Annotated in this window: 21 protein-coding genes and 3 pseudogenes; 20 read left to right on the top strand and 4 right to left on the bottom strand. The window is 48.6% G+C overall.

The genetic code is table 11. The features are described from left to right. The first annotated feature begins 13 nt into the window (after positions 1–13). Complete coding sequence (locus tag WMO65_RS08535; protein ID WP_033141736.1) at positions 14–448, top strand: GerW family sporulation protein; 435 nt, start codon at positions 14–16, stop codon at positions 446–448. A 295-nt stretch (positions 449–743) separates the two neighbouring features. On the opposite strand, the gene rpmB is transcribed toward WMO65_RS08535, so the two are convergent. After that, on the bottom strand, positions 744–932 hold the full coding sequence (gene rpmB, locus WMO65_RS08530) for a 50S ribosomal protein L28 (protein WP_018598007.1): 189 nt from the start codon (positions 930–932) through the stop codon (positions 744–746). 217 nt (positions 933–1,149) lie between these two features. Between rpmB and WMO65_RS08525 the strand changes: the two genes are divergently transcribed. From WMO65_RS08525 to WMO65_RS08505, 5 genes are all read left to right on the top strand, one after another. Then, positions 1,150–1,506, top strand: coding sequence for an Asp23/Gls24 family envelope stress response protein (locus tag WMO65_RS08525; RefSeq protein ID WP_033141735.1), 357 nt, complete (start codon positions 1,150–1,152; stop codon positions 1,504–1,506). 18 nt (positions 1,507–1,524) lie between these two features. After that, positions 1,525–3,174, top strand: coding sequence for a DAK2 domain-containing protein (locus WMO65_RS08520; protein WP_148392723.1), 1,650 nt, complete (start codon positions 1,525–1,527; stop codon positions 3,172–3,174). A gap of 108 nt (positions 3,175–3,282) precedes the next feature. After that, positions 3,283–5,340, top strand: a complete 2,058-nt coding sequence (gene recG / locus WMO65_RS08515; protein ID WP_148392722.1) for an ATP-dependent DNA helicase RecG — start codon at positions 3,283–3,285, stop codon at positions 5,338–5,340. Positions 5,341–5,358: 18 nt separating this feature from the next. After that, complete coding sequence (locus WMO65_RS08510) at positions 5,359–9,156, top strand: FtsX-like permease family protein (protein WP_148392721.1); 3,798 nt, start codon at positions 5,359–5,361, stop codon at positions 9,154–9,156. Positions 9,157–9,240: 84 nt separating this feature from the next. Continuing rightward, positions 9,241–9,660 carry a DUF6465 family protein gene (locus tag WMO65_RS08505; RefSeq protein WP_033141731.1) on the top strand — a complete coding sequence of 140 codons (420 nt, stop codon included), beginning with the start codon at positions 9,241–9,243 and terminating at the stop codon, positions 9,658–9,660. Between the two features lie 133 nt (positions 9,661–9,793). Here the strand turns inward: WMO65_RS08505 and WMO65_RS08500 are convergent, their stop codons facing one another. Continuing rightward, a complete protein-coding gene (locus WMO65_RS08500; protein WP_033141730.1) occupies positions 9,794–10,015 on the bottom strand; it encodes an alpha/beta-type small acid-soluble spore protein in 222 nt (73 codons plus the stop codon). A gap of 265 nt (positions 10,016–10,280) precedes the next feature. Between WMO65_RS08500 and WMO65_RS08495 the strand changes: the two genes are divergently transcribed. The 4 genes and pseudogenes from WMO65_RS08495 (at position 10,281) to WMO65_RS08480 (ending at position 12,396) form a co-directional block, all read left to right on the top strand. After that, entirely contained in the window at positions 10,281–10,673 is a 393-nt protein-coding gene (locus WMO65_RS08495; RefSeq protein WP_033141729.1) for a methylglyoxal synthase, read from the top strand. Positions 10,674–10,687: 14 nt separating this feature from the next. Continuing rightward, positions 10,688–11,245, top strand: a pseudogene (gene rsmD, locus WMO65_RS08490) (16S rRNA (guanine(966)-N(2))-methyltransferase RsmD); the annotation flags it as partial. Between the two features lie 10 nt (positions 11,246–11,255). Beyond that, positions 11,256–11,747, top strand: coding sequence for a pantetheine-phosphate adenylyltransferase (gene coaD, locus WMO65_RS08485; RefSeq protein WP_033141727.1), 492 nt, complete (start codon positions 11,256–11,258; stop codon positions 11,745–11,747). Positions 11,748–11,769: 22 nt separating this feature from the next. Beyond that, positions 11,770–12,396 (top strand): hypothetical protein, encoded by a 627-nt coding sequence (locus WMO65_RS08480; RefSeq protein ID WP_033141726.1) that lies wholly within the window; start codon positions 11,770–11,772, stop codon positions 12,394–12,396. Here the strand turns inward: WMO65_RS08480 and WMO65_RS08475 are convergent. Then, positions 12,376–13,224 carry a sporulation protein gene (locus tag WMO65_RS08475; RefSeq protein WP_243128820.1) on the bottom strand — a complete coding sequence of 283 codons (849 nt, stop codon included), beginning with the start codon at positions 13,222–13,224 and terminating at the stop codon, positions 12,376–12,378. The two genes, WMO65_RS08480 and WMO65_RS08475, sit on opposite strands and share 21 nt — an antisense overlap. 790 nt (positions 13,225–14,014) lie before the next feature. Here WMO65_RS08475 and WMO65_RS08470 point away from each other — a divergent pair. The 9 genes from WMO65_RS08470 to WMO65_RS08430 all read left to right on the top strand — a co-directional run bounded on the left by WMO65_RS08470 (position 14,015) and on the right by WMO65_RS08430 (position 23,515). Beyond that, on the top strand, positions 14,015–15,463 hold the full coding sequence (locus WMO65_RS08470; RefSeq protein WP_033139451.1) for an aminoacyl-histidine dipeptidase: 1,449 nt from the start codon (positions 14,015–14,017) through the stop codon (positions 15,461–15,463). A gap of 151 nt (positions 15,464–15,614) precedes the next feature. Further along, positions 15,615–16,283 carry a M23 family metallopeptidase gene (locus WMO65_RS08465; RefSeq protein WP_242849943.1) on the top strand — a complete coding sequence of 223 codons (669 nt, stop codon included), beginning with the start codon at positions 15,615–15,617 and terminating at the stop codon, positions 16,281–16,283. 187 nt (positions 16,284–16,470) lie between these two features. Continuing rightward, entirely contained in the window at positions 16,471–17,289 is an 819-nt protein-coding gene (locus tag WMO65_RS08460) for a GTP pyrophosphokinase (RefSeq protein WP_033139453.1), read from the top strand. 13 nt (positions 17,290–17,302) lie between these two features. Beyond that, entirely contained in the window at positions 17,303–18,658 is a 1,356-nt protein-coding gene (locus WMO65_RS08455) for an RsmF rRNA methyltransferase first C-terminal domain-containing protein (RefSeq protein ID WP_103732194.1), read from the top strand. Beyond that, positions 18,658–19,374 (top strand): pseudouridine synthase, encoded by a 717-nt coding sequence (locus WMO65_RS08450; protein ID WP_148392718.1) that lies wholly within the window; start codon positions 18,658–18,660, stop codon positions 19,372–19,374. The genes WMO65_RS08455 and WMO65_RS08450 overlap by 1 nt, the downstream gene beginning before the upstream one ends. Further along, positions 19,367–20,044, top strand: coding sequence for an HAD family hydrolase (locus tag WMO65_RS08445; RefSeq protein WP_148392717.1), 678 nt, complete (start codon positions 19,367–19,369; stop codon positions 20,042–20,044). The genes WMO65_RS08450 and WMO65_RS08445 overlap by 8 nt, the downstream gene beginning before the upstream one ends. Further along, positions 20,041–21,939 carry a YgiQ family radical SAM protein gene (locus tag WMO65_RS08440; protein ID WP_033139457.1) on the top strand — a complete coding sequence of 633 codons (1,899 nt, stop codon included), beginning with the start codon at positions 20,041–20,043 and terminating at the stop codon, positions 21,937–21,939. The genes WMO65_RS08445 and WMO65_RS08440 overlap by 4 nt, the downstream gene beginning before the upstream one ends. Positions 21,940–21,943: 4 nt before the next feature. After that, a complete protein-coding gene (locus tag WMO65_RS08435; RefSeq protein ID WP_054351299.1) occupies positions 21,944–22,705 on the top strand; it encodes an SDR family NAD(P)-dependent oxidoreductase in 762 nt (253 codons plus the stop codon). A gap of 195 nt (positions 22,706–22,900) precedes the next feature. Continuing rightward, entirely contained in the window at positions 22,901–23,515 is a 615-nt protein-coding gene (locus WMO65_RS08430) for a hypothetical protein (RefSeq protein WP_033139459.1), read from the top strand. Here the strand turns inward: WMO65_RS08430 and WMO65_RS08425 are convergent. Further along, positions 23,493–23,606, bottom strand: a pseudogene (locus WMO65_RS08425) (DUF6783 domain-containing protein); the annotation flags it as partial. The gene WMO65_RS08430 and the pseudogene WMO65_RS08425 sit on opposite strands and share 23 nt — an antisense overlap. Here WMO65_RS08425 and WMO65_RS26535 point away from each other — a divergent pair. Next, positions 23,583–23,633: pseudogene (locus WMO65_RS26535) on the top strand (hypothetical protein); the annotation flags it as partial. The pseudogenes WMO65_RS08425 and WMO65_RS26535 overlap by 24 nt on opposite strands. Positions 23,634–23,660 lie beyond the last annotated feature (27 nt).

Below are 23,660 nucleotides of genomic sequence, written 5' to 3'. Positions count from 1 at the left end.
GGAGGAAATAACTATGGCTTCAGATAATAGTTTCAAGACAACGGTGGATTCCCTCTTCAAGGGAATGGACAGCTTTATCACAACGAAAACAGTGGTAGGGGAGGCGATCACTGTGGGAGACACCATTATCCTTCCGCTGATCGACGTATCCTTCGGCGTGGCTGCAGGTGCATTTGCCGATGACAAGAAGAACAACGGCGGCGGCGGTATGGGCGGCAAGGTCTCCCCAAGCGCAGTGCTGGTGATCTCAGGCGGCAGTACAAAACTGGTCAATGTGAAGAACCAGGACGGCCTTACCAAAATTCTGGATATGGTTCCCGATTTTGTAAATAAATTTACGGACGGCAAAAAAGAGGAAGCGGCAGCAGCAAAAGAGCCTGCAAAGAAAGCAGAATCCGAGAAGAAAGAGGCTGAGGAAGCAGATACAGAAGATAAAACAGAAGAGTAAAGAGGATACAGGACATAAAAAAGCCGCCGGGATGTCATTCATGGCGGCTTTGTGCATATATTAAAGTAAACAGGCAAAAGGAGAAACAGAGAGACTGTGCAGAGACTCATTGGATTTTTACTGTTTTGGATTGGAGTAGGGCTGTTTCTTGCCTTGATATTTCCAAAGAGCTTCCTTATGGTATTACTTGCGGCACTGTGCATGCTGGTGGGATACAACCTGTTCTGCTGCTGAATGAATATAGAAGAGGACAAAAAAAGACCTTGTCTCATCGGACAAGGCCTTTCCTCATTCTTTACGCTCTCTCCACTTTGCCGCTTCTTAAGCAGGAAGTACAAACATACATTTTCTTTGCAGCACCGTTTGCTGTTTTTACTTTAACAGATTTGATGTTGGATTTCCACATCTTGTTTGATCTTCTATGGGAATGGCTCACGTTGTTCCCGAAATGAGCACCTTTTTCACAAATTGCACACTTTGCCATGGTAGCACCTCCTTAACATAGAATAAGTCCGTGTATACAAACTCACAACAATAGTTATTTTAACAGAAGATAACAGGATTTGCAAGTGAAAATATAAAAATTTTAAATTAATATTTCGTTTTTGGGAAAGATATGTTAGAATGGTTCTATGAAAAAGCGGCAGACCGGGGAATACCCCGGGCGGCGGCAAAGAAAAAAGCTATGGAGGTGTCCGTGCATGGATGGACTTGTTGATACAGGATTAGGTAAAATAATGATTGATACGGATGTCATCGCTACTTATGCGGGAAGCGTGGCAGTCGAATGTTTTGGAATCGTAGGCATGGCGGCAGTCAGCATGAAGGACGGGCTGGTTAAGCTCCTGAAGAAAGACAGCCTGAAGCATGGAATCAATGTCATCATCACCGATAATAAAATCACTCTGGAATTTCACGTGATCGTCGCGTACGGCGTCAGCATCTCTGCCGTGTCCGACAATCTCATCAGCAATGTGAAATACCGCGTGGAGGAATTTACCGGTTTGACTATAGAGAAGATCAATATCCTTGTAGAGGGCGTAAGAGTAATCGATTAATTAAGGAGGAAACTTGTTTTGAATACCAATACCGTTGACGCGAAGATGCTTGGCAGGATGTTTCTGGCCGGTGCCAAAAATCTGGAAGCTAAGAAAGAATGGATTAATGAACTGAATGTATTCCCTGTACCGGACGGTGACACGGGAACGAATATGACGCTGACGATTCTGTCTGCCGCTTCTGAAGTAAGTGCTCTTGAGAATCCAACCATGAAGACACTGGCTAAGGCCATCTCTTCCGGTTCCCTGCGCGGGGCAAGAGGAAATTCGGGAGTTATCCTTTCTCAGCTTCTGAGAGGTTTTACAAAAACCATTGAACATTATGATACAGTGGATGCACCTGCCTTTGCAAAAGCGTTTGAAAAGGGTGTGGAAACCGCCTATAAAGCTGTTATGAAGCCAAAAGAGGGTACAATCCTGACAGTTGCCAAGGGCGCGGCTGACAAGGCTCTGGAGATCGCAGAGGACTGCAGGGATCTCAGCAGTTTCTTTGCGGATGTGATCGCCCATGCGGAGCATGTGCTCTCCAGAACACCGGACATGCTTCCTGTTTTAAAAGAGGCAGGCGTTGTGGACTCCGGCGGACAGGGACTGGTGGAGGTTCTGAAAGGTGCCTATGACGGCTATCTGGGCAAAGAGATCGACATGAATTTTGAAAAGCCCAAGTCCTCAGGCATGAGCAAACCGGTATCTGCGGAGGAGAGCAATATCAAATTCGGCTACTGCACAGAATTTATCATCATGCTGGAAAAGGAATTTTCGGAAAAAGAGGAGCAGACTTTCAAAGAATATCTCATGTCCATCGGAGATTCCCTGGTAGTTGTGGCGGATGATGAAATCGTGAAGGTGCATGTACATACCAATGATCCTGGTATGGCAATCCAAAAGGCCCTGACTTACGGCCAGCTCTCCAACATGAAGATTGACAATATGCGCCTGGAGCACCATGAAAAGGTGATCAAAGAGGCTGAGAAGCTGGCAGCACAGCAAAGAGAAGCCGTTCCGGAAAAAGAGGTGGGATTCATCTCTGTATCGGTAGGCGACGGCATGGGAGATATCTTCCGGGATTTGGGCGCTGACTATCTGATCGAAGGCGGCCAGACCATGAATCCAAGTACAGAGGACGTGCTGAAAGCCATTGAGCAGGTACATGCAAAGAATATTTTCGTGTTCCCCAACAATAAGAACATCATTCTGGCAGCCAACCAGGCAAGGGATCTGACAGAAGATAAGAATATCATTGTCATTCCGACCAAGACCATACCCCAGGGTATCACGGCGATGATCAATTATGTGCCGGAGAAGACGGTGGAGCAGAATACAGAGGAGATGCTGCAGTGCATCGGCAATGTGAAGACCGGTCAGGTCACTTATGCGGTGAGGGATACGAAGATCGATGATAAGGAGATTCGCCAGGGCAACATTATGGGAATCGGTGACCATGGCATTTTAGCTGTGGGCGAGGGCGTGGAAGGCATTACCATGGAGACCATTGACGCTATGGTGGATGAGGACACGGAGATCATCAGTGTATACTATGGGTCTGATGTGAGTGCAGAGGATGCACAGCGCCTGGGTGAGAAGCTGGAGGAGCGCTACCCGGATTTTGATGTGGAAGTAAACGACGGCGGTCAGCCGATCTATTATTATGTGGTATCCGTGGAATAACCTGCGGGATTGAAAAATAAGAGGTGTGGACGCGGCTTTGCCTGCTGAAACACCTCTTCTTTACACAAAAAGAAAGACAGCGTGTGAGCCGGAGATGGAGTTACAAAGATGAGAGAAGCAGATGCGATCCGTTCCATCAAGGGGATTGGAGAGAAGACAGAAAAATTATTTGCAAAACTGGGGATACGAAGCGTAGGCGACCTGCTTAGGTACTATCCCAGGGATTACGAGGAATACGCGCAGCCGGTAAGCTTGGCAGAGCTAAAGCCGGGCAAAAAAGCTGCCGTGGCCGGAAGGATAGCCGGAAAAGTGGGGGTGCGCAGTACAGGCAGGCTCACTGTGGTGACGGCAGCTCTGAAAGAGGAGGGACAAAGCCTTTCCCTGACCTGGTATAACATGCCCTTTTTAAGAAACACCATAGCCTCGGGAAGCTGCTACATATTTCGTGGAATGGTCACAGAGAAAAAGGGCCGCCTTACCATGGAGCACCCGGAAGTGTTTACCCCCGAAAAGTACGGGGAAATGCTGCACACCCTGAACCCCATATACGGCCTGACAAAGGGACTGACCAACAAGCTGGTAGTCAAGACCATGCATCAGGCATTGGAGGAGAAGGAGATTGTGCAGGAATATCTGCCTGAGGATTTCCGCAGCCACTATCATCTGGCAGAGTATAATTTTGCAATATCGGAAATTCATTTTCCCAGAGATAAAATGAATATGCTTCTTGGCAGGAGAAGACTTGTTTTTGATGAATTTTTGTTTTTTATACTGGCTGTGCGCATGATGAAAGAGAAGACCCAGGACGCAGTCAGCCATTTTAACATAAAGCCGGTCTGGGAGACAGAGAATGTCATAGAAAACCTTCCCTATCCCCTGACCAATGCTCAGAGGCGTGTCTGGGGAGAGATAGAGCGGGATATGACAGGCCATTCCCTTATGTCAAGGCTGGTGCAGGGGGATGTGGGAAGCGGCAAGACCATTATCGCGTTCTTATCCATGATACTGGCAGCCGTAAACGGTTACCAGTCTGCCCTTATGGTCCCTACAGAGGTTCTGGCAGCACAGCATTTTGAGGCGCTGAAGAAGCTGCTGGAGGAGCAGGGGCTTGCTTATGAACCGGTGCTGCTGACAGGTTCCTGTACTGCGAAGGAAAAGCGGTTGATCTATGAGAAGATATCCTCAGGACAAACCAGAATGGTTGTGGGTACCCATGCCCTGATCCAGGAGAAGGTGCAGTATGAGAATCTGGCCCTGGTGGTCACCGATGAACAGCACCGCTTCGGGGTCAGCCAGAGGGATGATCTCTCTAAAAAGGGGGAGAAGCCACACGTTCTTGTCATGAGTGCCACACCCATACCAAGGACCCTGGCGATCATTTTGTACGGGGATTTGGATATCTCCGTGATTGACGAGCTTCCGGCCAGAAGGCTGCCCATAAAAAACTGTGTGGTGGATATTTCTTACCGTCCGAAAGCATATGCTTTTATGGAGCGGGAGATTCAGGCAGGAAGACAGGTCTATGTCATCTGCCCCATGGTGGAGGAGAGCGAGGGTCTGGAAGCGGAAAATGTACTGGATTATACACAGCGCCTGCGAGATATCATGCCTCCGCAGATCAGGGTGGAACCTCTTCACGGAAGAATGAAGCCTGCCGAAAAAAATAAGATCATGAGTGCTTTTGCATCCAATGAGATACAGATACTGGTCTCCACCACAGTGGTTGAGGTAGGCGTAAATGTTCCAAATGCCACTGTCATGATGGTGGAGAATGCGGAGCGGTTTGGCTTGGCCCAGCTTCACCAGCTCAGGGGACGCGTAGGACGAGGAGAACATCAGTCGTACTGTATCTTTATGCAGGGGCAGGATGCACGGGAGACAAAGGAGCGTCTGGAGATCCTGGTAAAATCCAATGACGGCTTTGAGATCGCAGGGGAGGATCTGCGGCTTCGGGGACCCGGGGATCTGTTCGGAATCCGGCAGAGCGGGGATATGGAATTTGCGCTGGCTGACATTTACCAGGATGCACAGGTGCTGAAGGAGGCCAGTGAGGCGGGAGGCGCGATCCTCAAGCTGGACCCGGATCTGTCACTGGAACAACACAGAAGGCTCAGAGAACGTCTTCTGGATTATGCGAAGGAACGGCTGGAGCTGCCGGGACTATAGAGAAAAAGGTGTGACAGCATGAAGAAAAATGCGTTAGCAAAAGATTTTTTTATGGAGATAAAAAAGACAAGGAACCGGTTTCTGTCCATAATGCTTATTGCGGCACTGGGCGTGGCCTTTTTTGCCGGTGTAAGGGCAGCGGCCCCGGATATGAATATGTCGGCAGACCTTCTGTATGACAAGAGCAATTTCATGGATATCCGCGTGCTGAGTGACCTGGGCCTGACGGAGAAGGACATAGATGCGATCCGGGATATAAAGGGTGTGGAGTCCGTGCGGGGCGGCTACAGCGCGGATGTGCTGTGCAGTACGGAAGAAGCACAGCTTGTTGTGCGCATGATGTCAGCCTATGAGGATATCAATAAGATAACAGTAAAGCAGGGCCGTATGCCCGAAAAAAAGGATGAATGCCTTGCGGATGAACGGTTCTTGAGTCTTTCCGGATATAAAATCGGAGATACGATTTCTGTGAAATCCGGTACAGATGATGACATAGCAGATACGCTTGCTGTCACAGAATACAAGATTGTGGGAAGCGGAACGACTGCCTATTATCTCAGCCTGGACAGGGGTACCAGCAAAATAGGAAACGGCGAGCTGAGCAGTTTCCTGGTCATTCCGGCAGAAAGCTTTTCCCTGGAGGTCTATACAGAGGCTGTGATACGGGTGGCGGGAGCAAAAGAGCTTTTATCAGGTTCAGATAAGTACGAGGATACCGTAAAAGAGGTGGAGGACCATCTGGATGCCATAGCGGACGGACGCTGTGATATCCGCTACGAGTCTGTCTATCGGGAAGGACAGGAAAAGCTGGATGATGCATCCGCAGAGATAGAGGAGAACCAGCAGAAGCTGGAGGATGCCAAAAAGGAATTGGATGACGGGGAAAAAGAACTTGCGGACGCCCAGCAAAAGCTTGACGATGCCAAAAAAGAGCTGCAGACAGCCAGGGATAAACTGACTGACGGGGAGGCTCAGCTTGCGGATGGGGAAGCACAGGCCGCAGACGGGGAGAACCAGCTTGCAGACGGCTGGAATACCTACTATGAAAATGCCTCCACACTGGAGGAGAAGAGCCGGGAGCTGGAGGAGGCAGAAGCCCAGACAGCGGACGGCGAGAATCAGATCGCAGAGGGATGGCAGGAGCTTGACACACAGAAGGCAGCTCTTTCTGACGGACGCAGCCAGTTGGAGGAAGGCAAAGCCCAGATCGCCCAGGGCAGACAGCAGCTTACAGACGGCATTGCCCAGACGGAGGCAGGCATTGCTCAGGTAGAGCAGAAGATTCAGGAGATAGAGGCCGGACTCCCGGCTGTCCGGGACGGCATAGCAAAGGTTACGGACGGCATTCATCAGGCGGAAGCAGGGATCGCGGATCTGGAACAGAAGCAGGCGGTTGTTCAGGCAGGAATCGCCCAGTTGGAAGAGCAGCTTGCCGCTGTTCCCCCTGAGGCAGAGGATATCCGGCAGCAGTTGGAGGAGCAGTTAAATGAGGCCAGAGAGCAGGAAGCCCAGATTGAGGCAGGTATCTCTGCGGCCTCAGGACAGCTTGCGGATCTTCAGAATACCCTGCAGCAGTTAGAGGAGCAGAAAGCCCAAATGGACAATGCCTTACCTCAGTTAAAAGAGCAGCAGCAGACCCTGCCGGCTGCACTGGAGGAGCTGAAAAAGCAGCTCGACCAACTTGATGCCCAGGCGGAAACCCTGGCAGAAAAGGAGGCAGAGCTTGCAGACGGAGAGGACCAGATTGCCCAGGCAGAGGTACTGCTTACGGAAAAGGAAGCAGAACTTGCAGCGGGAAAGGCCCAGATAGAGGACGGGGCAGCTCAGCTTGCGGATGGAGAAAATCAGCTTGATGAGGCCAGGGAGCTTCTGGAATCCAAAGAGCAGGAGCTTGCGGACGCAAAGGCTCAGATCGCGCAGTCAAGAAAAGAGCTTGAGGATGGAAAGGCCCAGCTTGCGGACGGGGAGAAGGAGATCGCGGACGGGGAGTCTGAGATTGAAAAGAACCGGAAGAAGCTTGCGGACGGACGCAGGGAATATGAGGAAAAGAAGGCGGATGCGGATGAGAAGATTGCAGATGCCAGGCAGAAGGTAGCAGACGGGCAGAAGGATCTGGATGATCTGGAGGTGCCAAAATGGTATATTCTCAACCGTGATTTCATACAGACTTATGTGGAATACGAGCAGGATGCAGACAGGATAAAGGCCATAGGAGACGTATTTCCGGCGATCTTTTTCCTGGTCGCAGCCCTGATATGCCTTACCACCATGACAAGAATGGTGGAGGAGGAGAGAACCCAGATCGGAACGCTGAAAGCACTTGGATACAGCAAACTCTCCATCGCGGCAAAGTATCTGTGTTACGCGCTTTTGGCATCCCTCATAGGCAGTCTGGCGGGACTGGTGGCAGGGCAGAAGATACTGCCCCCTGTCATCATCAATGCCTATGGTATCCTCTACAACAATCTTCCTGAGGCGGTGGCACCGCTGCACGCGGGATATTCCATATCCTCCACTCTGCTGGCCATTGCCTGTACTACCGCGGCAGCCGGAATCGCCTGTTATAAGGAACTGATGTCCACACCGGCAACCCTGATGCGTCCCGCGGCTCCGAAGTCGGGGAAAAGAGTGCTGCTGGAACGTGTGGGAATCATTTGGAACCACCTGAGCTTTACCAACAAGTCCACGGTCCGGAACCTGTTCCGGTATAAAAAGCGGTTTTTCATGACGGTTCTGGGCATCGGCGGCTGTATGGGACTTTTGCTGGTGGGATTCGGCGTGAAGGATTCGGTCCGCTCCATCGGTACGATCCAGTACAATGACCTGTTGTCCTACCACGCAGAGATTGTATTAGAGGATAAAACCACACCGGAGGAAAAAGAGGAAGTGATGGACGCCATGGAAAAGGATAAGGATATCAAATCCTTTATGGCAGTTTACAAGACCTCCATGGATATCGAAAATGAGAAAGAGGATGTGACCAAAAGCGCCTATGTAATGGTGCCTGAGAATGCAAAGGAATTTAAAAAATATGCCGACCTGCGCAGCCGTACGACGAAGGAGCATTACGAGCTTTCCGATGACGGGATCATCATATCAGAGAAGCTGGCAAAGCTGCTGGATGTGAAGGAGGGCGACACTGTGGTTCTGAAGGAGGAGGAGACAGATCATTTTGAGGTGAAGGTTTCCCATATCACGGAGAACTATTTCCTCCATTACATCTACATCTCTCCTGAGCTGTACGGCAAAGTATTCGGGGAAACGCCGGAATTTGTGGACTATCTCACAATCAATACTTCCACGGACAGCGCATTTGAAGACAGCATGCAGGAGAAATATATGGCCTATGATCAGGTATCTGAGGTCTCATTTATTACAAAGACAGCGGACAGGATCGCCAATATGCTGAAAAGCCTGGATACGGTCATCTATGTGCTGGTCATCGCCGCGGGTCTTCTGGCATTTGTTGTTCTGTACAATCTGAATAATATTAATATCAGTGAGCGTATCAGGGAGCTGGCAACCCTGAAGGTTCTGGGTTTTTATGATATGGAGGTATCCAGATACGTGCTCAGGGAGAATGTGTGCCTGACTTTGATTGGTTGTTTTCTGGGAATTTTCTTCGGAAAAATCCTGCATCGGTTCGTGATTCTGACTGCCGAGACAGATATTATGATGTTCGGCAGAGACATAGAAATCATCAGTTTTGTGTACAGTATCCTGATCACTTTATTCTTTTCAGCAGTGGTAAATTTCTTCATGCATTTCCGTCTGAAAAAGGTGGATATGGTGGAGTCCATGAAAAGTGTAGAGTAAAAAACTTGAAATTTTCCCGGAAAAGGTATATGATTAACGGGAAAATCGAAATTTCAAAGGGTATGTAAAAGGAGGAGATTTATTATGCCTATTAAGAAATCAACGACAAAAGCAGCTGCGACAGAGGCTGTGAAGACAACGACCGAAGAGAAGAAGACAGAGGCAGCAAAAGCTGCAGAACCAGTAAAAGCTGCAAAAACACCAGAGAAAAAACAGCCTGTAAAACGTGCCGCTGCAAAGAAAGCCGTAGCTGAGAAAAAAGCAGCCGTAAAACCTGCCGCAAAAGCTGCGGAAGCAAAGAAATTTGTTTATGTTCAGTGCCTGGGCAACGAATACAAGGTTGAAGATATTGAAAACAGTGTAAAAAAAGCATGGATGGACGAGACCGGAAAAAAAGAGAGCGACATCAAAGAAATGCAGATTTACATCAAACCGGAAGAGAACGCCGCTTACTATGTGATCAACAATGAATACAAAGAAGGCGGAAATAAAGTGGATTTATAAGAACTTATTTTCAACGGGTTTTATGTAAAAGGAAAAGAGGGAGCTCCTTCATGCGGAAGAAGCGCCCTCTTTTTTGAATGAGTGATCATTCAACTTTTTTCTGAGAAAGTATGTTTCTCAGGCAGGACGAAGATTAAAGCTGAGTAGATCCGCTTGACATCTGTCTTTCCTGTGCTTCGATCATTTTCTTAACCATATAACCACCAACGGAACCGTTCTGTTTGGAAGTCAGGTTTCCGTTGTAACCGTCTGTAAGCGGTACACCTAACTCGTTGGCTACCTCATATTTGAAACGGTTTAATGCACTCTTTGCTTCGGGTACTGCTGCGCTGTTAGAAGAATTTGTGTTAGACATGTTTTTCTTCCTCCTTAAATGTTTTGTTTTTTTGTTACAATGGTAGTATGTGATTTATTACTTTTTTTACACCTAGAAGTTCTTTCAAGTTTTGACAAATTTTGTGAATTGTATTACAATAGTGATTCGGTGAATAAAACATTTAATTTGCGTAAGGGGATTTGTATAATTCTGTAAAATATGTATAAAATTTAAAATAATAATTGCAGTTAGTTGTTATATTTGCTATAATTGTTCTGATAAAAGAAAATGAGGATGATAGAATATGAATGTTGGTATTATAGCGCACAACAGTAAAAAACCTCTGATTGAAGATTTTTGTATTGCTTATAAGAATATTCTGGCAAAACACCAGGTCTATGCCACCGGAACCACAGGCAGAAGGATTGAAGAAGTGACCAATCTGCATGTGCATAAATTCCTTCCGGGAAGCATGGGCGGCGATAAGCAGTTTACGGAGATGATAGAACGCGGTGATATAGATATGGTGATTTTTTTCTATAACCCGGCTATGATCGATCAGAAAGAACCGGATGTCTACCAGATATCACGGTGCTGTGACCAGTACAATATCCCTATCGCTACGAACATCGCTACAGCGGAATCCCTGATACTGGGACTTGACCAGGGGGATCTGGACTGGCGTATGAATAAGTAGAGAAAAGGAATTACAACAAGATGAGAGTGATTGCAGGAAGTGCAAAGAGTATGCCCCTCAAGACAATCCCCGGTACGGACACCCGGCCGACCACCGACAGAATCAAGGAAACGCTGTTCAATATGCTGCAGCCGTATCTGTGTGACTGCCGGTTCCTGGATATATTTTCAGGCAGCGGTGCCATCGGGATTGAAGCATTGAGCAGAGGGGCATATTCGTGTGTCTTTATAGAAAAAAATAAAAAAGCGGCAGAGTGTATCCGGGAAAATCTGAAATTTACCCGGCTTGCTGACAGCGCAGAACTTTACTGCCAGGACGTATTTTCCGCCCTGGGTGTTCTGGAGGGCAGTGAGCCCTTCGGTTGTATTTTCATGGACCCTCCCTATAACAGGGAACTGGAAAAACAGGTGCTTTCGGTGCTTTCCAAAGCATCCTATGTGGATGAGGACACCCTGATTGTGGTGGAAGCCTCCTTAGAGACACCTTTTGATTATCTGGAAGAGTATGGCTTCACAATGGTAAAAGACAAGAGATACAAGACGAACCGGCACATTTTCCTGAGAAAGGCATGAGATACGAGCAATGGTGAGAGCAATTTATCCGGGCAGTTTTGACCCGGCAACTTTTGGACATCTGGACGTGATAAGGAGAGCAGCGGAACTTTTTGATGAGGTAATTGTTGGAGTTTTGATGAATTCTGAAAAAAGTCCGTTGTTTTCTGTGGAAGAACGTGTTAATATATTAAAGAAAGTGACGGCAGATATCCCGAACCTGAAGATAACATCCTTTTCAGGCTTGTCGGTGAATTTTGCCAGAAGCTGTGATGCCAAGGTGATTATCCGCGGTCTGCGGGCAATTACCGATTTTGAATATGAACTGCAGATGGCGCAGACCAACCGGGTGCTTGCCAGAGATGTGGATACCATGTTTCTGACTACCAGCCTGGAGTACGCTTATCTGAGTTCCACCACTGTAAAAGAAGCCGCCTATTTCGGCGCGGATATTTCCAAGTTCGCTCCGGAATACGTCGTTGAAAAAGTGAGAGAGAAATTCGCACAGAAGGAAAAAAAGTAAGAATACAATAAGGAGAATGATTATGAGTAGCAGAATTGAACAGATTATCGAAGAAATTGAAGAATATGTAGAGAGCTGCAAATATCAGCCATTGTCCACCACGAAAATCGTAGTGAACAAGGAAGAATTAGAAGAACTGCTTCGTGAACTGCGTATGAAGACTCCGGATGAAATCAAGAGATACCAGAAGATCATCAGCAATAAGGATGCCATCCTGGCTGATGCCCAGGCTAAGGCAGACGCTATCATCGCTGAGACAAAAGTGCAGGTACAAGAGATGGTAAAAGAGTCTGAGGTGATGCAGCAGGCATACGCGCAGGCCAATGAGACTGTGAATACTGCTAACCGTCAGGCACAGGATATCATTGACGCGGCAACAAACGATGCCAACAATCTGCGCCTCAGTGCAATTTCCTATACCGATGAAATGATGGCTAACATGGGTCAGATCATGGCGAATACTCTTGAGGATGCCGGTTCCAAATACAATGAGTTCGTACGTTCCCTGCAGGCTTCTCTGGATGTGATCAACAGAAACAGAAGCGAACTGCAGCCTCAGTTAGGAGGCGTTGCGCCGGTACAGGAGGCTGCACCGGAGACTGAGGGCGTTTCCCTGGATGATGATGATTTAGATGATTTCGACGAATAAGAATGCCAGAAGGCCTGTGAGCAGAAAGTTTGTAAGCTTTGCCCATACATAAGGCCCGAAGGACAGGTCTGTTCCCGCAAGCATGGACTTTGTCTGGGCTGCAACGCAGATGCCGCCGAAGGCGGTGATCCCCAGCAGCATGGGGTATAAAAAAGTAAGACTCCAGCCGGTGCCTGCCAGGGCAGTGATTCCGGTGGTCATTTCCGTGACACCGCACATGACATACATAACCGGCCCGAGAGGTGCAAATACTTTTTTGATGACACCCTGGAAGACAGAAAAGAGGATGATATATCCTCCCAGCTTTGTGATGGACTCAAATCCGTTCATAATAGAGGTATCCAGAATTTCTCCCAGTGGGGATTGGATGGATATCTCTTTTTCATTTCCTGCCGGGGGGCAGGTGTCAGCGGCAATGGCGCTGTGGTCTGCTTTCTTTCGGAAGAGAAGACAGCACAGGTAGTTGGCAAGATAAATGATGCAGTAGGTGGGAAGGATCAGTGCTTTCTGTCCCAGCGCCTGCAGGCAGACATAGGAGGAGAGAAAGGACGGGCCAGGGTGATTGGCAAAGGTGAGAAGGTATTCTGCCTCTTTTTTGGAAATCCGGTTTTCCCGGTAGAGGTCAGCCGTCACCTTGGCGCCCATGGGATAGCCGCAGACAAATCCCAGAAGCAGTGCGTAGGCGCCGTCACAGGTAAGGGCAAAAAAGCGGTGCCACAGGCCTGACGGTATGCGTATCCATTTTTTCAGCAGGTCGGTCCGGATCAGCAGGTTTGAAATGATCATGAAGGGCAGCAGAGAAGGCAGCAGGGTTTCAAACCACAGCATCAGGCCGGAAGCTGCACAGGTAAATGAGGTGTCCGGGAATAGGAGGAGAAAAGATAGCATAATTAGGAAGGGGAGTAGGAATAGAAAACGTTTCATAGGGGGGAGCTCCTGGTGGTTTTTTTAATTATATGCGGGGGTGGGAGGATGAATGCGGACGGAAGTGTATGGGAGGAGGGCAGGGGAGGGATTTCCTGTGAACGAAGCGTTCCGCTGCCGGGGAGCTAACCTGCTCCCATTTACTAAATTCATCGGCAATGGCCTCTTCATTAAGTAACTGGGGCAGGTGGATCTCCCCGGCGCTCCACTGAGACATCGTTCACAGGAATTCCCTCCCCTGCCCTCCTCCCATACACTTCCTGGTTTTCACAAACCGCAGGATGGCCGCAGGATGTGTTTTGAAGGACTTACAGCGGGTGTAAGTTGCTTTGTTTTTGGTGCTTTTTAAATGTTTTACTATAGCTAAAAAGTTTATATGTTTTAGACTTCCGGAGAAAAGGAGCAGGGGTGGCGGGGGGAAGCTGTCTGTGTCAGCGAGGCTAAGTGGAGGAGGCTGTGAGATCCACCGATTACGGAGACTTAGGCGCGAAGCCTCTGCTGAGCGTCTTAGCCGCAGTTATCGGTTAGCTCACTGCTTCCGGAACCTCAAGCGGACACAGACAGCTTCCCCCCGCCGCCCCGTCCGTGAGCCACCAAACTAAAACAGGTAAAAATCCCCCATCCCCTTGCCAAGCGGGGGAGAATGTGACAAAATAGAAGACAGCAGAGGAATAAAATTACAGGAGGAATCAATATGTCAGTATTAGAAAATCTGAAACCGGAAAGAGTGTTCCATTATTTTGAGGAGATCACAAAAATTCCTCATGGTTCCGGCAATACACAGCAGATCAGTGATTATCTTGCGGCTTTCGCCAAAGAACACAGCCTTCGCTATATACAGGATGAGAGAGGGAATGTGATCATTTTTAAGGATGCAGCCAGTGGATATGAGAATGCACCGGGAGTGATTCTGCAGGGGCATGTGGATATGGTGTGCGAGAAGCTTCCGGGCAGTACACATGATTTTACGAAGGATCCGCTCACACTTTTTGTGGAGGGCGATATCATACATGCGGACGGTACGACTCTGGGCGGGGATGACGGCATTGCCGTGGCCTATGAGCTGGCCATTCTGGAGGATGATAAATTGCAGCATCCGGCCATTGAGGCTGTGTTTACCGTGGATGAGGAAATCGGACTTCTGGGCGCATCCGCACTGGATACTGCCCCGTTAAAGGGAAAATACCTGATCAATCTGGACTCCGAGGAGGAGGGAATCCTCTGGGCAGGCTGTGCAGGCGGTATGACTAGTATCAGCGAGCTGCCTGTTAATTATCAGGAGAGGACAGGAATCCGCTATGATATCAAGGTGGATGGACTTCTGGGGGGGCATTCCGGAGCGGAGATTGATAAGATCCGGGCAAATGCCACACTGCTTCTGGCCAGATTTCTCCATGAATTCAGAGAGTTCGGAGAGTTTGGGCTGATATCTTTGAGCGGCGGACAAAAGGACAATGCCATTCCGCGCCAGGCAGAGGCATCCGTGCTGACAGAACAGGAAGACGGGGAAAAGCTGGTGAGCTATGCGGCAGAGTTTACACAGATGCTGAGAAAAGAGTATACAGGTACAGATGAGGGTATCACAGTGACGGCTGTGTGCCGGGGTGAGCAGACGGAACAGGTGCTTCATCCTGTAAGCCAGGAAAAAGTAATCTTCTTCCTTATGAATTATCCCAATGGTATTCAGAAAATGTGCGGTTTCATTGACGGGCTTGTGGAGACTTCCTGCAATGTGGGGGTTACAAGACTGGGAAGTGAGTGCCTGGCCTGCTCCACCAGCGTGAGAAGCTCCGCAGGTTCTGCCAAGAAGGCGCTGGCAGGAAAGATTCAGTACCTGACTGAATTTCTGGGAGGTGAGTACCATGTGGAAGGAGATTATCCGTCATGGGAGTACCGCCAGGATTCTGTCCTGCGTCCGCTGATGGTACAGGTATATAAAGAAATGTATAAGGAGGAGCCTGCTGTCCAGGTGATCCATGCAGGTCTGGAATGCGGCCTGTTCTATGAGAAAATCCCGGGGCTTGACTGTATCTCCATCGGACCGAATATGAAGGATATCCATACTTCTGAGGAGACACTTTCCATCTCCTCCACAGCAAGGGTCTATGAGTATCTGCTGGAAGTATTGAAAAGATTGAAATAATAGAAAGCACGCTCTGCGAATTTTCTATTGTCATAAATAATTGGAATATTTTCCCCTGTCTGTTCATAAAATGATATGTACGGGTAAGAGCCGATCTTTACAGGCTCTGGTACAGGCACAGCCGAATTTTATGTCAGATGGGGGAATTTTTGTGCGGAAATGGATACTGTTTTTTCTGATTTTGGTGTTTGCGGATGTTTTTGCCATCAGTTCCCTGAAAGAACATGTTTCCCTGGATACCCTGCGTGAGGCCGGTATTCCTGTGGAGGAGATGGAGAAAGCGGGAATGTCTCCAAGAGAAATGCGGCTATATCTGCCTTTCTGGCAGGATATGGAGTATTTTCCCCTTGCAGTCCGCCCTCAGGAAAGGGAAGATCCGTTTTCCTTTACGGATACCTGGATGGAGGAGCGGAATTATGGAGGAAAGCGGAAACATGAAGGCTGCGACATTTTCGGTAAAGCAATGCTTTCCGGGTATTACCCTGTCATCAGCATCACGGACGGAACCGTGGAGAAAGTGGGATGGCTCCCTTTGGGCGGCTGGAGGATTGGAATCCGAAGTCCGAAAGGCGGCTATTTTTACTATGCTCATCTGAGCGGTTACGGCAGAGAATTTTTGGAGGGGGAAGCTGTGAAGGCGGGAGAGCTTCTGGGATTTTTAGGTGACAGCGGATATGGTGAGGAGGGGACCTGCGGAAAGTTTGCACCCCATTTACATATGGGATTATACACAAGATACGGTCAGGATGAGGAATATGCCCTGAACCCGTACCCTGTGCTTGTATACCTGAAGGATCATACAAAGGAGATAAGTTACTGAATTTCTATGGTGAGAGTTATAGAAATATGCTATACTTAAAATACCTTACGCGAAAACCGGGCCGTTATAGGGAAAACAAAGCGCGCGGCTCCGGATACCCACTTGGGCACCCCGCAGATTGTGCCGCAGCAGACGCGGCAATGATAAGGGATAGAAAAACAGGCGCACTGGTAAGGAGTAATGTCTTATGGAGATACATTTATGGCGTGAACTGCTGATTCCGTATGAACTTGCTGTCAAAGAGCTGGTTATCAAATTCAACCATCTGAAGAAGGAGCACAAAGAAAAGGACCTGTACTCCCCCATTGAACAAGTCAGCGGAAGAGTCAAAACGATCAACAGTATTCTGGAAAAAATGCAGAGAAAAAATATATCCTGGGCAGACCTGGAGGAGAAGGTGGAAGATATTGCCGGCATCCGGGTGATCTGCCAGTTTTATGAAGATATTGAAAAAGTGGCAGAGATCATAAGAAAGCGCCGGGATATGCAGGTGGTGGAGGAGAAGGATTATCTCACACACATGAAGGAGAGCGGCTACAGAAGCTATCATATGATCGTTCTGTATCATGTGGAGACTCTGGATGGCCCGAAAGACATCAGGGCTGAGATCCAGATCCGGACACTTGCCATGAATTTCTGGGCTACCATCGAACATTCCCTGCAATATAAGTATAAGGGAAATATGCCGCCTCACTTAAAGGCGCGGTTAAATCATGCAGCCCAGTCCATACTGCTTCTGGACGAGGAAATGTCTTCTGTCCGGAATGAGGTTATGGATGCCCAGAATTCCATGCTGCACCAGTCTAATCTGGTGTCAGGGATTCTGAATAATATTGAGAATCTATACCACTATTCCAACAAGAGGGAAGTGGCAAAAATACAGGATGAGTTTTACCGGATTTATGAGACTAAGGATTTATCCAGACTGGAACGGTTCCACCGGGAGCTGGATATTATCGCTGAGGGCTATCGGGCCCAGGCAGTAGCTACAGAAGAAATTATGTAAAAAGGACGAGACAATGAATCTGCCGAGTGATTATGAACAAGAGATGAAAGAATTGCTGGGCACGGAGCTGGAGGCCTATAAAAAGAGCCTTGACCTGCCGGTCATGCAGGGACTCCGTGTCAACACAGCAAAGATTACCTGCGAAGAATTTGAAGCCATCACCCCCTTTTCCATGGAGAAGATACCCTGGATACCAAACGGGTATTTTCTGAAGGAGGAGGAGCGGGCATCCAGGCATCCGTATTATTTTGCCGGATTGTATTATCTGCAGGAGCCAAGCGCTATGACACCGGCCAGCAGGCTTCCTGTAGAACCGGGAGACTGCGTACTGGATCTGTGCGCGGCTCCGGGCGGTAAAGCCACGGAGCTGGGCGGACGGCTTATGGGACAAGGAATGCTTCTGGCCAACGACATCAGCAGCAGCCGGGCAAAGGCTCTGCTTAAGAATCTGGAGATGGCAGGCATTCCCAATGTCTATGTGACAAGCGAGGACCCGGAGGTTCTGGAGCGGAATTTTACAAGCTTTTTTGACAAGGTACTCATAGACGCTCCCTGTTCCGGGGAGGGAATGTTCCACCGGGAACCCAGAATGATGGAATACTGGAAGGAGAGAGGACCTGAGGCCTATGTGCCTGTACAGAAAAAGCTCATCCTCCAGGGTGCCCGCATGCTGCGCGGGGGAGGAATGCTTTTGTATTCCACCTGCACATTTTCAAGGAAAGAGGACGAGGAAGTGATTGAATATCTGCTGCAGGAGATGCCGGATATGCGTCTGAAGGAAATCCTTCCCTATGAAGGATTTGCAAAAGGCGCCGGACTTGAAAAATGTGTCAGGATTTTCCCTCACAGAATGCCGGGCGAAGGACATTTTCTGGCTCTGCTTGAAAAAAGCGGAGAGGACAGCAGACCGGGGCAGGAAAATCTGCGGACCGGGAAAAGAAAAGCACCCAAGTTGCCGGACTGTGCGGAGGAGTTCTTATCGCTTCTGTCATATCCCATAGACAGGGAGAACTTAAAACTGGACAGGGACAGACTTTACCTGCTCCCGGGCAGGGTGGAAGTGCCGAAGCTGCGCTTCCTGCGCACAGGGCTTTATCTGGGTGATGTGAAGAAAAACAGATTTGAGCCTTCACAGGCACTGGCCATGGCTTTAAAGCCGGAGGAATTTGTCTCCTGTATCCGGCTGGAGCCTGAGGATGTGCGCACAGTCAAATATCTGAAAGGGGAAACTCTGGATGTATCGGATCTGCCGGTGGAAAAGCAGAAGGGATGGCAGCTTATATGTGTCAGGGACTATCCTCTGGGATTCGGCAAGCTGGCAGGCGGAATCCTGAAAAATAAATACTATGCCGGATGGAGATGGCAGTAATGGGAAAGATTCGATTAGATAAATATCTGGCGGATATGGGCCTTGGTACCAGAAGTGAGGTAAAGAAGCTTCTGAAAGCCAAACAGGTCACCATAAACGGTGAGACCGCCACAAAGCCGGAGCTGAAAGTGGACCCGGAGACAGATGAGATTTTGTCTTCCGGAGAGCGTGTAGTATATGAAGATTTTGAGTATTATATGCTCAATAAACCCCAGGGCGTGGTCTCTGCTACAGAGGACAGCAGGGACAAAACCGTGCTGGACTGCATACCTTCCAAAAAGAGGAAAGATCTGTTTCCCGTAGGCAGGCTTGACAGGGATACAGAGGGGCTGCTTCTTATCACCAATGACGGGGCGCTGGCTCACAGGCTGCTCTCCCCGAAAAAGCATGTGGACAAGACATATTTTGTGCGCCTGAGGGATGAACTTTCCGAGGAGGACTGCAAAAAGCTGTGTGAAGGTGTGGACATCGGTGAAAAAAATCTTACCATGCCTGCAGAGATCACAGAGTATGAGCCGGAGGGCAGACAGTGCTTCATCACCATCAGAGAAGGGAAATTCCACCAGGTGAAGCGAATGTTTGCAGCCGTGGGCAATGAGGTGTTATACTTAAAAAGGCTTTCCATGGGAAGCCTTATTTTGGATGAAACGTTACAACCCGGACAATACCGGAAACTTTCAGAGGAAGAGATAGAAAGGTTAAAAAACAATGCTTGAAAATATCAATGCAGTATTATTTGATTTGGATGGAACCCTGGTGGATTCCATGTGGATGTGGAAGGCTGTGGACGAGGAATTTCTGACCATGAAAGGGCTGGAAGTGCCGGAGAACCTGGAAGAGTTCCAGCAGGAGCTGGAGGGAATGGGGTTCACGGAGACCGCGGCATATTTTAAAGAACGCTTTGCCCTTCCGGATTCCCTGGAAGCCATCAAAAGTACCTGGGTGACCATGGCAGAACACAAATACTGCCATGAGATTCCCCTGAAGAAAGGGGCGCGTGAGTTTTTGGGCTATTTAAAAGAGCGAAAAATTCCTGCGGCCATCTGTTCCAGCAACAGTATCGAGCTGATCCGGATGGTGCTGAAAGCCCATTCCATAGAAGAATACTTTACGGACATTACCACCTGCTGTGACGTGCCGGCAGGCAAACCGGCCCCGGATGTGTACCTGAAGACAGCGGCGGGCTTACATAAAAAGCCGGAGGAGTGTCTTGTGTTTGAGGATGTCCCCATGGGAATCCTGGCCGGGAAAAATGCCGGTATGAAGGTCTGTGCCGTGGAGGACGCCTTCAGTGCACAACAGGCAGATAAGAAGAAAGATTTGGCAGATTATTATATTGATGATTATTTTCAGGTGATGAATCACACATATGAGGTGCTTTTATGACAACGGGATTTTTGCCGGTGACAAGGCAGGAGATGGAACAGAGGGGAATCACACAGCCGGATTTTGTTTATGTGAGCGGGGATGCCTATGTGGACCACCCCTCTTTCGGTACGGCTATCATTACCAGGCTTCTGGAATCTTACGGATACAGTGTGGGGATCATTGCACAGCCTGACTGGAAAGATGAGAAAAGCATCACTGTGTTCGGGGAACCGCGTCTGGCCTTTCTTGTGTCGGCAGGCAATATGGATTCCATGGTGAATCACTATACCGTATCAAAAAAGCACCGGAGTACAGACGCCTATTCTCCCGGAGGGAAAATGGGGCTTCGCCCTGACCGGGCAGTCATTGTGTACGGCAATCTGATCCGCAGGATTTATAAACACACACCCATGATCATCGGCGGTATTGAAGCATCCCTCAGAAGATTTGCCCATTACGACTATTGGTCTGACTCCCTGAAGCGCTCCGTGCTTCTGGACAGCGGGGCAGATATGATCTCCTACGGTATGGGGGAGAAGAGTATCCTTGCCATTGCCAGAGCTTTGAATGAGGGGATGTCCATCCGTGATATCCATGATATACCCGGTACGGTATATCGTACTATGGAACTGCCGGGAGGCGTGATCCTGCCCTCCTATGAGGAGCTTTGCAGGGACAAGAAAGCCTATGCCGAGAGTTTCCGTATTCAGTATGAGAATATGGACCCTTTTACCGGAAAGGTTTTGGCAGAACCATATGAAAAACAGGGGTATCTGGTGCAGAACCCGCCCTCCAAACCACTCACAACACAGGAGATGGATGAGGTGTATGGTCTGCCTTACACCCGTACTTATCATCCCATGTATGAGAAAATGGGGAAGATACCGGCAATTGAAGAAATCAAATTCAGCCTCACCAGCAACCGGGGATGTTTCGGAGGCTGTAACTTCTGCGCCCTTACCTTTCATCAGGGAAGGATCGTACAGGTAAGAAGCCACGCATCCATTCTGGATGAGGCTGTCATGTGTACAGAGGAGAAAGATTTTAAGGGGTATATCCACGATGTGGGCGGTCCTACCGCGGATTTCCGCCAGCCAGCCTGCAAAAAGCAGATGACAAAGGGTGTCTGCAAAAACCGTCAGTGCCTGTATCCGAAACCATGCAAAAATCTGGAGGCAGATCACAGGGACTACCTGGAGCTTCTGGCAAAACTCCGGGAGATTCCAGGGGTGAAGAAAGTTTTCATCCGTTCCGGGATCCGCTTTGATTATGTGGAGGCAGACAAGGACAGGGAATTTCTGGAGAAGCTTGCGCAGTATCATGTGAGCGGCCAGCTTCGGGTGGCGCCGGAGCACGTTTCCGACCAGGTGCTTACCTATATGGGCAAGCCGGAACATGCGGTGTATGAAAAATTTCTGAAAGATTTTGAAAAGGCCAATGCGCGCACCGGTAAAAAACAGTATGCAGTGCCATATTTCATGTCTTCCCATCCGGGATGTACCATGAAGGAGGCTGTCAAGCTTGCGGAATATGTGCGTGATATGGGATTTACGCCGGAACAGGTGCAGGATTTCTACCCCACACCCTCCACTATGTCCACCTGTATGTATTATACCGGCCTGGACCCGAGAACCATGGAGCCGGTATATATACCGAAAAATCCCCATGAAAAAGCCATGCAGCGGGCCCTCATCCAGTATAAGAACCCCGCGAACCGGGAACTTGTAAAAGAGGCCCTTATAACGGCGGGAAGGACTGACCTGATTGGGACAGACAGAAAATGTCTTATCCGTACAGGAAATGGCAGTGATACAAAGAGGAAGGAAGCCGAGCGCGGCAGCAAAATGAAAGACCGCAGAAATACACAGAAAAAGAAAACCATAAGAAATATCCACAAAAAGAAGAGTAGGTGATCGTTTGAAAATAGCAGTCATAACCGGTGCTTCCTCAGGTATGGGGAAAGAGTTTGTGCGCCAGATCGCCAGCCATTACGGCTGGCTGGATGAAATCTGGGCCATTGCCAGAAGAAGTGAGGCTCTGGAAGAACTTGGAAAGGAAATCGGTATCAAGGTCCGTGTGATTCCCATGGATATTACAGATCCCAAAAGCATCGGAAAGCTGAAAGAAATGCTGAGGGAATACAAACCCTATGTAAAATATCTGGTAAATGCAGCGGGCTGCGGAGTGCACAGGAGTGTGGAGGTAACCTCAGCCGGGGACTGTGCCGGAATGATAGATCTGAACTGCAGGGCCCTGACGGAGATTACCAGGCTTTTTCTGCCGTATATGAGGCAGAAGAGCCATATTGTCATGGTGGCATCCGCTGCCGCTTTTATCCCCCAGCCGGAATTTGCCGTGTACGCGGCCACAAAAGCGTATGTCCTCAGCTTTTCCCGTGCTCTTTTCCGGGAGCTGCGCGGCTACATTGCGGTGACGATTGTCTGCCCGGGGCCGGTAGATACGGAATTTCTCGAGCATATCGGTGGAAAGAAACGCATGCCTTCCTATAAGCGTAGATTTATTGCCCGCCCGGAGGCAGTGGTAAACCAGGCGATTTTGGATGCAGCGAGAAAAAAAGAAATCTCCATTTATGGATTTTCTATGAAATGTTTTTTTATCCTTTGCAAAATTGTTCCACATAGGGTATTATTAAAAATTGTAGAAGTTATTTCTAAATGACAGTTACTATTCACAGCCCTGCAAAAAGCGCAGTTCTGTGAACAGTAACACGCTTCGCGATGCACACACAATGCAATAAATTGCATTGTGGTGCTGGCCAACTCGGGATTTTGCTTCGCAAAACACCTCCCGGAACATTGGCCGTGAATAGTTACAAATGACATACAATGACACAAATGAGGAGACGGATTTTCAATGGAAAAAAAGAAGAAAATCAGAAAAGGTGATTTCGGATATATCTCTTCCCAGAAGAAAAAGAGAACGATGTATACCATTCTGGCCTTTATAGCCCCGCTTACAGTTTTTTTTACCGGTCTTATCATCAAGGGAAACAGAAATACGGTTTTTACGGTAGTGGCTGTTGTGGCCTGTCTGCCTGCCTGTAAATTTGCAGTGGGCATGATCATGATGTTTATGCAGAAACCAATGTCCGAGAAGGATTACCGGCAGATTGAAAAGCACAGACATGGCCTGGCTCTGGGATATGAGCTGGTGATATCTGCCTATGAAAAACAGACCTTTCTGGACTCAGTGGCTGTATGCGGCAATACGGTGGTGGGATATACCAGCCGTGAAAAATCCGACATACCTTTTGTGGAGAAGCATATTCAGTCCATCCTCAGACAGAATGGATACTATGTGAATGTAAAGATTTTCCGGAAACTGCCGGATTATTTAAACCGTCTGGAATCCATGTGGGAGCATCATGAATCCCTGGAAAAGGATATCCGTTTTACACCGGATGAGAAATATCCGGATTTGACCAGAAATGAACTGATCCTGCATACTATTTACGCGATTTCTCTCTAGAGCCTGTTTGAAAATTCATTCCGACAATCTGCACGCCCCACTTTGCGGGATATTTGCCCCAAATTCAGTCAGCGTAGCCCGCTACGCCTCCTTCATCGGGGTCAAATCTCCCACAAACTGTGACGCACAGCTTGCCGAAAGCAAT

It is taken from the genome of Blautia caccae (assembly GCF_040095955.1).
Classification (GTDB): domain Bacteria; phylum Bacillota; class Clostridia; order Lachnospirales; family Lachnospiraceae; genus Blautia; species Blautia celeris.
Note: the sequence above shows the minus strand (reverse complement) of the source record. Positions and strands in the feature narration are given on the sequence as shown.

Coding starts and splice junctions, on each gene's coding strand:
- WMO65_RS08535 (WP_033141736.1), top strand. CDS start 14: ATGGCTTCAGATAATAGTTTCAAGACAACGGTGGATTCCCTCTTCAAG.
- WMO65_RS08500 (WP_033141730.1), bottom strand. CDS start 10,015: ATGTCTAACACAAATTCTTCTAACAGCGCAGCAGTACCCGAAGCAAAG.
- WMO65_RS08430 (WP_033139459.1), top strand. CDS start 22,901: ATGGAAAAAAAGAAGAAAATCAGAAAAGGTGATTTCGGATATATCTCT.
- WMO65_RS08470 (WP_033139451.1), top strand. CDS start 14,015: ATGTCAGTATTAGAAAATCTGAAACCGGAAAGAGTGTTCCATTATTTT.
- WMO65_RS08450 (WP_148392718.1), top strand. CDS start 18,658: ATGGGAAAGATTCGATTAGATAAATATCTGGCGGATATGGGCCTTGGT.
- WMO65_RS08495 (WP_033141729.1), top strand. CDS start 10,281: ATGAATGTTGGTATTATAGCGCACAACAGTAAAAAACCTCTGATTGAA.
- coaD (WP_033141727.1), top strand. CDS start 11,256: ATGGTGAGAGCAATTTATCCGGGCAGTTTTGACCCGGCAACTTTTGGA.
- recG (WP_148392722.1), top strand. CDS start 3,283: ATGAGAGAAGCAGATGCGATCCGTTCCATCAAGGGGATTGGAGAGAAG.
- WMO65_RS08455 (WP_103732194.1), top strand. CDS start 17,303: ATGAATCTGCCGAGTGATTATGAACAAGAGATGAAAGAATTGCTGGGC.
- WMO65_RS08510 (WP_148392721.1), top strand. CDS start 5,359: ATGAAGAAAAATGCGTTAGCAAAAGATTTTTTTATGGAGATAAAAAAG.
- rpmB (WP_018598007.1), bottom strand. CDS start 932: ATGGCAAAGTGTGCAATTTGTGAAAAAGGTGCTCATTTCGGGAACAAC.
- WMO65_RS08460 (WP_033139453.1), top strand. CDS start 16,471: ATGGAGATACATTTATGGCGTGAACTGCTGATTCCGTATGAACTTGCT.
- WMO65_RS08525 (WP_033141735.1), top strand. CDS start 1,150: ATGGATGGACTTGTTGATACAGGATTAGGTAAAATAATGATTGATACG.
- WMO65_RS08505 (WP_033141731.1), top strand. CDS start 9,241: ATGCCTATTAAGAAATCAACGACAAAAGCAGCTGCGACAGAGGCTGTG.
- WMO65_RS08480 (WP_033141726.1), top strand. CDS start 11,770: ATGAGTAGCAGAATTGAACAGATTATCGAAGAAATTGAAGAATATGTA.
- WMO65_RS08445 (WP_148392717.1), top strand. CDS start 19,367: ATGCTTGAAAATATCAATGCAGTATTATTTGATTTGGATGGAACCCTG.
- WMO65_RS08475 (WP_243128820.1), bottom strand. CDS start 13,224: ATGCTGTGGTTTGAAACCCTGCTGCCTTCTCTGCTGCCCTTCATGATC.
- WMO65_RS08440 (WP_033139457.1), top strand. CDS start 20,041: ATGACAACGGGATTTTTGCCGGTGACAAGGCAGGAGATGGAACAGAGG.